We start from the raw sequence: 7,017 nt of genomic DNA on the forward strand, positions 1-7,017 counted from the left end.
CCTTTCCGGTGGTAACGCACCGGCTATGCGAGTGGCCGGGTTGGTGCCGGGTGCGCTGACGCGCGCGGATATGGCACGGTTAAGGCAGCGCCCGACGTCCCGGACCGTCGGCACGCGGTCGGGAGGGTACATGGACGAGCGGCAGGCGACACCGGACGACGACGGCACCCGGCCGCACGCCGGTGACGAGCCGGAGGCGTATGCGCCGCCGCCACCACCCGCCCCCGGCGCGCTGTGGGCCGACCGCCCGGGCAACGCCCCGGTGAGCGGGGCGAGTGGGCGTGCCTCGGTGCCGGGCGCCGGCGTCGACCGCACACCCGGCTCGGCCGGTGCCTCGGGCGCGGCTCGCGTCCCGGGCTCGGTCAGCGCCTCCGTTCCGGTTTCGGGGCCTGGGCGCTCTCCTGGCTCGGTCAGTGCGTCCGTTCCGGTCTCCGGGCCCGGCCTGCCCGGGCGCACGCCCGGTTCGGTCAGCGCGTCGGCGCCGGTCTCCGGGCCCGGCCGCGTGACCGGTTCGGCCAGGCCGATCAGCGCGGCTGGTTCGGCGCGGCCGGTCAGCCCTTCCGACGACGCGAGCCCGGTCAGCCCGGCCGGCACCGCTCGGCCCGGCAGTGCGGCCGGTTCGGCCCAGCCGGGCAGCGGGGCCGGTTCAGTCCGGCCGGGCAGCGCGGCTGGTTCAGCCCGGCCGGTCAGCCCGGCCGGCACCGCGCGGCCTGTCCGCGCTGCCGGTTCGGCTCGGCCGGTCAGTTCCGGGGGCGAGAGTCTGGTTCCGGAGCTGGTCGACGGCTCGTCGCGGGAGATTCCGGTCAAGCCGGGCGCCGGCGCCGCCCGGGCCACCGTGCCCGGCTCGATCAATCCCGACGCCGGCGCGGTGCGTGCGGGCACCTGGCCGAGCGGCGTCTACGGCGGCCGGCCCGCCGAGTCGCCGGTGACCGACAAGCCGGTCGTCTCCTCGACCTCGATCGGCTCGGCCGCGGTCCGGCCCGGCCGGGCCATGAGCGAGCCCGACGAACCGCAGCCCACCGACCCCAAGCCGACCGAGCCCGACCCGGCTCGGCCCGAGCCCGGCGACCCGAGGCCGGGCGAGCCCGAGCCGACCGAGCCCGCCAAGCCCGGAGAACCCAAGCCCGGAGAACCCAAGCCCGGCGACCCGCGGCCTGGTGAGCCGCGGCCCGGCGAGCCGAAACCCGGCGACCCGCGGCCCGGTGAGCCGAAACCCGGCGAGCCCGATGAGCCCGAGCCGGCCAAGCCGGAGCCGCCGCGTCCGGTGCCCGGCCCGCCGCCGGGGCGGCCCGAGCCGACCAGGCCCGAGCCGACCAGGCCCTTCGAGCCGCCGGCGCCGTTCCCGTCGCCGCAGCCCGGGCCGTTCCCCTCGCCGCCGGTCCCGGCACCGCCGCCGGATCCGTACCCGACGCCCGGGCCGTCGCCGGCGCCGAGCCCCGTGCCACCCACCCCTGGTCCGTCGCCGGTTCCGCCCGGCCCCGGCCCGTCGCCGGTGCCTCCGGGTCCCGGCCCGGGCCCGGTGCCGCCCGGCCCGGGTCCCAGCCCGGTGCCGCCCGGTCCCGGCCCGAGCCCGGTGCCCGGCCCGCCGCAGCCGATCTTCCCGCCGCCGCCCAGCATCTCGGCCGGCGGTCGACCGGCTGCCGACGGACCCGACGCCGGAGGCTGGGCGTTCGGCCGACCGAGCACGGGCACACCGAGCACGGCCGGGCCGAGCGTGAACGGACCGGGCATGAGCGGACCGGGCATCAGCGGACCGGGCATCAGCGGACCGAACACGAGCGGATCAGGCACGGGCGGATCAGGCATGGGCGGATCGGCCGGCGTGGGATGGGCCGCCGGCGGAGCCAACGCGGGCGGCCCCCACAGCGGCGGCCGGACGACCGGCGGACCGGGTGCGAGCGGACCGGCAGCGCCGGCGGCTGGCACCGTGCAGGCCGGAACGGGGCAGGCCGGAACGGGGCAGGCCGGAACGGGGCAGGCCGGAACGGGGCAGGCCGGAACGGGGCAGGCCGGAACGGGGCAGGCCGGGACTGGCTTCCCCTCGTACACCATGCCGCCCTCGACCCCCAACCACCCGGCGGCAAGCCCCCCGCCGACCCCGTTCGGGGTCGGCGGACCGGCGTCCGTGACTCAGCCGTTCGGTGCGACTTCGATGCCGATCGCGCAGGTCAGCCGCCCGCCCGCCTACCCGCCGGAGTTCGACCCGGCGGCCACCGCGGCCGTGCCGCAGCAGCGCGGCCTCGGCGGCACCGTCTATGGCGCCGATGACTACCCGTCGATCGACACCACCATGCCGGTGTCGACCAATCCCGTGGAGAACTCCGGCTCGCTGACCGGCCACATCCTGGCTCAGGGCTGGCGCGACGAGATCGTCGACCGGCGCCGCAGCAACCTCAAGGTGGCGATCGCCATGCTGGTGGTGCTGGGCCTCCTGGTGGCGGTGAGTGTGGTGTTCATGCTCACGGCCGGTAGCGCGTTTACCGACATGATTTCGAAGATGTTCAGCTGAGTTGTCGCAGGTACCCGGCGCCGCCTATCCTTGCCAGGTTTGCGCCGGGGGGGTGAGCCTGCCCACTGCGGGCGCGGAATGCGGTCGGCGTGACAAACGTTGAGCCGTACACTTATGACAGTTGTTCACGCGGCGTGCCTTCACGGAGCATGCCACGGGCGTTCTTGCGGGCAGTACAGCGGACGGCTCTCAGTAGCCGCGGCGGGCCATTCGCGAGCATGCGCCCCCGTAGAGAGGTTCTCTTGACCACTTTCGCTGACCCCAGCACGTTCCCGTCCGTTTTCGAAACCCCCGCTTCTGAGGTAACTCCCGCCGTCGGCGAGGAGGAAACTCCCGCTGCCGTCGAGGAGGAAACTCCCGCTGCCGTCGAGGTGGCGACCAAGAGCTTCGCCGACCTCGGCCTGCCGTCCGAGATCGTGCGGGTGCTGACCCGCGAGGGCATCACCGCTCCGTTCGAGATCCAGGCCGCGACCATGCCCGACGCGCTGGCCGGCCGGGATGTGCTCGGCCGCGGCCAGACCGGCTCGGGCAAGACGCTGGCCTTCGGGCTGCCGCTGCTCACCCGGGTGGCCGAGGGTGGCCGGGCCCGCCCGCACCACCCCAAGGCGCTGATCCTCGTGCCGACCCGCGAGCTGGCCATGCAGGTGGCCGACGCGCTGCAGCCGCTCGGCCGCGCGGTCGGCGTCTTCCTGAAGACCGCGGTCGGCGGCGTTCCGTACGACCGGCAGATGGACGCGCTCCGGCGCGGCGTCGAGGTGATCGTGGCCACCCCCGGCCGGCTCGGCGACCTGATCGAGCGCGGCGCCTGCAACCTGGCCGACGTCGAGATCACCGTGCTCGACGAGGCCGACCAGATGGCCGACATGGGCTTCCTGCCCGAGGTCACCGAGCTGCTGGCCAAGACGCCGGAGAAGGCGCAGCGGCTGCTGTTCTCCGCCACTCTCGACGGTGACGTCGACACGCTGGTCAAGCGCTTCATGCACGACCCGGTAACGCACTCGACCGACCCCGACCAGGCAAGCGTGTCCACGATGGACCACCACACGCTGCTGATCCCGCCGCAGGAGAAGTTCCCGATCACCGCGGCGATCGCCAACCGCGAGGGCAAGACGATCGTCTTCGCCCGTACGCAGATGGGCGTGGACCGGCTGGTCGAGCAGCTCCGCCAGGTCGGTGTCCGGGCAGGCGCGCTGCACGGCGGCAAGACCCAGCGGGTCCGCACCCGTACGCTGGCCGAGTTCAAGGAGGGTCGCACCAACGTTCTGGTGGCGACCGACGTCGCGGCCCGCGGCATCCACGTCGACGGCATCTCGCTGGTCGTGCATGTGGACCCGCCGAAGGACCCGAAGGACTACCTGCACCGAGCCGGCCGTACGGCGCGGGCCGGCGAGTCCGGTGCGGTGGTGACGCTGGTGCTCCCCAAGCAGCGGCGCAGCACCCAGGCCATGATGGGCAAGGCCGGGGTGGCCCCCGCCGAGGTGCGGGTGCGCCTGGGCGACCCGAAGCTGGCCGAGATCACCGGCGCGCGCGAGCCGTCCGGCGTCCCGGTGGTGGACGAGCCGGAGCCGCGTCGCGAGCGTCCGCGGGGCCGGTTCGGTGACCGGCCGCAGCGCTCGTACGGTGACCGGCCCCAGCGTTCGTACGGTGACCGGCCGCAGCGTAGTTACGGCGATGGTGACCGTCCGCAGCGCCCCTTCGAGGACCGGCCACAGCGTAGCGACCGCGGTTTCGCCCCGCGTAACGGCGAGCGCAGCGGTGGTTTCCGCCGGGACAACCAGCGCAATGACCGTCGCGACGGTTCGTCGGGCCGGTTCGGCGCCCGTCCCGCGCGTACCTTCTGATCAGTTTTAAAGCAAAGCCCCGGCACCTGGTGCCGGGGCTTTGTTGCGGGTACAGGTAGAGCCATGCCGCCGACGACGCCAGCATCGCTGTTCTGGGAACGACGCGACACCACCGGGGCCGAGCACGCCCTGGTGGACGCCCGCAGCGGGCTGTACGCCCGCGGGACCGTCCTCGCCGTCGATCCGATCGCCTTCACCTGCCGCTACGAGTTGCAGACCGAGCCCAGCTGGACGACCGCCCACCTGGATGTCAGCGCCGAGGGCGCCGGCTGGCGGCGCAGCGTGCGGCTCGAGCTGGCCGCCGGGCGCTGGCGTGCCACGACCGCCGAGCAGGGCAACCTCGACGCGGTGCTGGCGGCCGCCGGGCACGCGCGCGCCGGCTTCCCGGGCATCGAAGATCCCGATCGCCTGTACGGGACGTTCGACGTCGACCTGGGCGGCTCCCCGCTGACGAACACGCTCCCGATCCGGCGCCTGGGCCTGCTCAAGGCCGAGCCGGGGGTGGCACATCGGATCAGCGCCGCCTGGGTCCTGGTGCCCAGCCTCGAGGTGATCCAGGCGGATCAGATCTACACGCCGCTCGGCGACAACCGGATCCGGTACGCCAGCGAGACGTTCAGCGCGGACCTGACGGTCGACGACGAGGGCTTCGTGGTCGACTACCCGGGGCTGGCCCATCTGATCCAGTAAATCTCACCCCAGGCCGGGCTGCGGCCGGTTCTCCCACTTCGTCGAGAGGGCGATGGCCGTACGCGTGGACGCCACCCCGGGCGTGCGGTTGATCCGTACGATCAGCTGCTCCAGCTCGGCGATCGTGCCGACCCGGACGATCAGCTGGTACGACTCCACCCCGGCCATGAAGTAGCAGCTCTCCACCTCGGGCATGGCCCGCACCGCGGCGAGCACGTCGTCGGTGTCGGCCCCGGAGTCCTCAATGATGCCGATGAGCGCGGTGACGCCCAGGCCGAGGGCCTCGTGGTCGACGTCGGCGCGGTAGCCGCGGACGGTGCCGGCCGCTTCCAGCTTGCCGACCCGCTCGTGCACGGCCGGCGCGGAGAGCCCGACCTTGCGGGCCAACTCGGCGTACGACGAGCGCGCGTTCTCCCGTAGCAGGTCGATCAGCCGGAGGTCGATGGAGTCCATGAGTCAGACCCTAATCGGGTGGCAGATCGCTACTCACGCCCGGTAGCGACGATTCGGCGGCAGGATAACGATCACTGTCGCAATTAGGGCTTTTTCCGCATTCCAGGGACTCGGTTCCGGGGCAATGCTCTAATGGCTTTACGTCCCGATCGAGCACGCCGACACTCACCGTGATCACGGCCGCTCCAGAAGACCGACGCGAGGAGGGGGTTGTGGACACTGGAGATCGTCTGCTGACACCGGGCGAGGTGGCCGCGTTGTTCCGCGTCGACCCCAAGACGGTCACGCGGTGGGCCGCCGCCGGGCGTATCGGCAGCATCCGGACTCCGGGTGGCCACCGCCGGTTCCGCGAGTCGGAGGTGCGCGCGCTGCTCGAGGGCGACGGCGTCGTCGAGGAGATGCGTGAGGACGATGCCGCCAACCGGCCTCGTAACGCGGGCCCGACGAATCCCGGCATGGGTTACGGCCCGCCCAACGGATTGCGCTGAGCGTTCAGCTCGCCCGTCCAGCGGGTCAGCAGGGTGTGCGGTACGCCGAGCGCGTCCAGCACCTTGCCCGCCACGAAGTCGACGAGTTGCTGCGCGGACGCCCCGGCCCCGGAGCCGTAGAAGCCGGGGCTGGCCGGCAGCACGACCGCCCCGGCGTCGTGCAGCGCGATCAGGTGCTCCAGGTGACTGCGAGTGACCGGGGTCTCCCGGGGCACGACCACCGTGCGCCGGCGCTCCTTGAGGTTGACCTCGGCGGCCCGCTGCAGCAGGTCCTTGGAGAGCCCGATGGCGATGCCCGCGCACGCGGCGGTGCTGGCCGGCACGACCGCCATCCCCTTCGCCGGGTACGAGCCGCTGCTCGGCCCGGCCGCCAGGTCACCCGTCGGCCAGTAGGCCAGATCGCCCAGGTCACGGCCGAGCCAGGCGGCCACGTCGTCCTTCCAGTGTGCGTCCCGAATCGTGGCACCGGTCTCGTCGAGCAGGGTCAGCCGGGCGGCCCGCGAGACGACCAGGTCCACCGACTCGCCGGCGTCCAACAGACCGATCAAAACCGCTTTCGCGTACGGGGTCCCTGAGGCCCCCGAGACGCCGACGACCCAGGGTGCACGCATACCCCCAGTGTTACCCCTGTCCATCCGCACCCGCACCGGTACTCCCCGGCCGGCAGGCCCTGACGCCACCCGGATCAGCTCCCACAAGCCGCGCCACACTCCGTCGTCCCGCGCCCAACCTCGGCCCGCCCCGCCTCGCCCCACCCCGCCTCGCCTCGCCACGCCTCGCCCGCCTCTCCTCGCCACGCCACGCCTCACCCCGCCTACCCCGCCACGCCCGGCCCCGCCACGCCTCGCCACGCCTCGCCCCGCCTCGCCCGGCCCCGCTACGTCTCGGGGCGGGGTCACGGCGCCGGGCGGCGCGGCGCGGGGCAGCGCGGACAGCGCGGGACAGCGCGGACAGCGCGGGGCAGCTCGGGACAGCGCGGACAGCGCGGGACGGCGCGGGCAGCGCGGACGGCGCGGGCAGCGCGGGCAGCGCGGGG

6 protein-coding genes are annotated in these 7,017 nt (G+C 73.9%); 4 read left to right on the plus strand and 2 right to left on the minus strand.

Annotated elements, in window-relative coordinates:
• Positions 1 to 130 precede the first annotated feature (130 nt).
• The 3 genes from IH26_RS60530 (at position 131) to IH26_RS0143260 (ending at position 5,040) form a co-directional block, all read left to right on the plus strand.
• Positions 131 to 2,509, plus strand: a complete 2,379-nt coding sequence (locus IH26_RS60530) for a hypothetical protein (protein WP_157437663.1) — start codon at positions 131 to 133, stop codon at positions 2,507 to 2,509.
• Positions 2,510 to 2,751: 242 nt separating this feature from the next.
• Entirely contained in the window at positions 2,752 to 4,350 is a 1,599-nt protein-coding gene (locus tag IH26_RS0143255; RefSeq protein WP_030442120.1) for a DEAD/DEAH box helicase, read from the plus strand.
• A gap of 63 nt (positions 4,351 to 4,413) precedes the next feature.
• On the plus strand, positions 4,414 to 5,040 hold the full coding sequence (locus tag IH26_RS0143260; RefSeq protein ID WP_030442121.1) for a putative glycolipid-binding domain-containing protein: 627 nt from the start codon (positions 4,414 to 4,416) through the stop codon (positions 5,038 to 5,040).
• Positions 5,041 to 5,043: 3 nt separating this feature from the next.
• Here IH26_RS0143260 and IH26_RS0143265 read toward each other — a convergent pair whose 3' ends face one another.
• The gene (locus IH26_RS0143265) at positions 5,044 to 5,493 is read right to left on the minus strand and encodes an Lrp/AsnC family transcriptional regulator (protein ID WP_030442122.1); all 450 of its coding nucleotides are present in this window, start codon (positions 5,491 to 5,493) and stop codon (positions 5,044 to 5,046) included.
• Positions 5,494 to 5,705: 212 nt separating this feature from the next.
• Here IH26_RS0143265 and IH26_RS0143270 point away from each other — a divergent pair, with 212 nt between their 5' ends.
• Complete coding sequence (locus IH26_RS0143270) at positions 5,706 to 5,981, plus strand: BldC family transcriptional regulator (protein WP_030442123.1); 276 nt, start codon at positions 5,706 to 5,708, stop codon at positions 5,979 to 5,981.
• Here IH26_RS0143270 and IH26_RS0143275 read toward each other — a convergent pair.
• Positions 5,954 to 6,592, minus strand: a complete 639-nt coding sequence (locus IH26_RS0143275; protein ID WP_030442124.1) for a UbiX family flavin prenyltransferase — start codon at positions 6,590 to 6,592, stop codon at positions 5,954 to 5,956. The two genes, IH26_RS0143270 and IH26_RS0143275, sit on opposite strands and share 28 nt — an antisense overlap.
• Between the last annotated feature and the right edge of the window lie 425 nt (positions 6,593 to 7,017).

The sequence above is a fragment of the Actinoplanes subtropicus genome (assembly GCF_000721705.1).
GTDB lineage: Bacteria > Actinomycetota > Actinomycetes > Mycobacteriales > Micromonosporaceae > Actinoplanes > Actinoplanes subtropicus.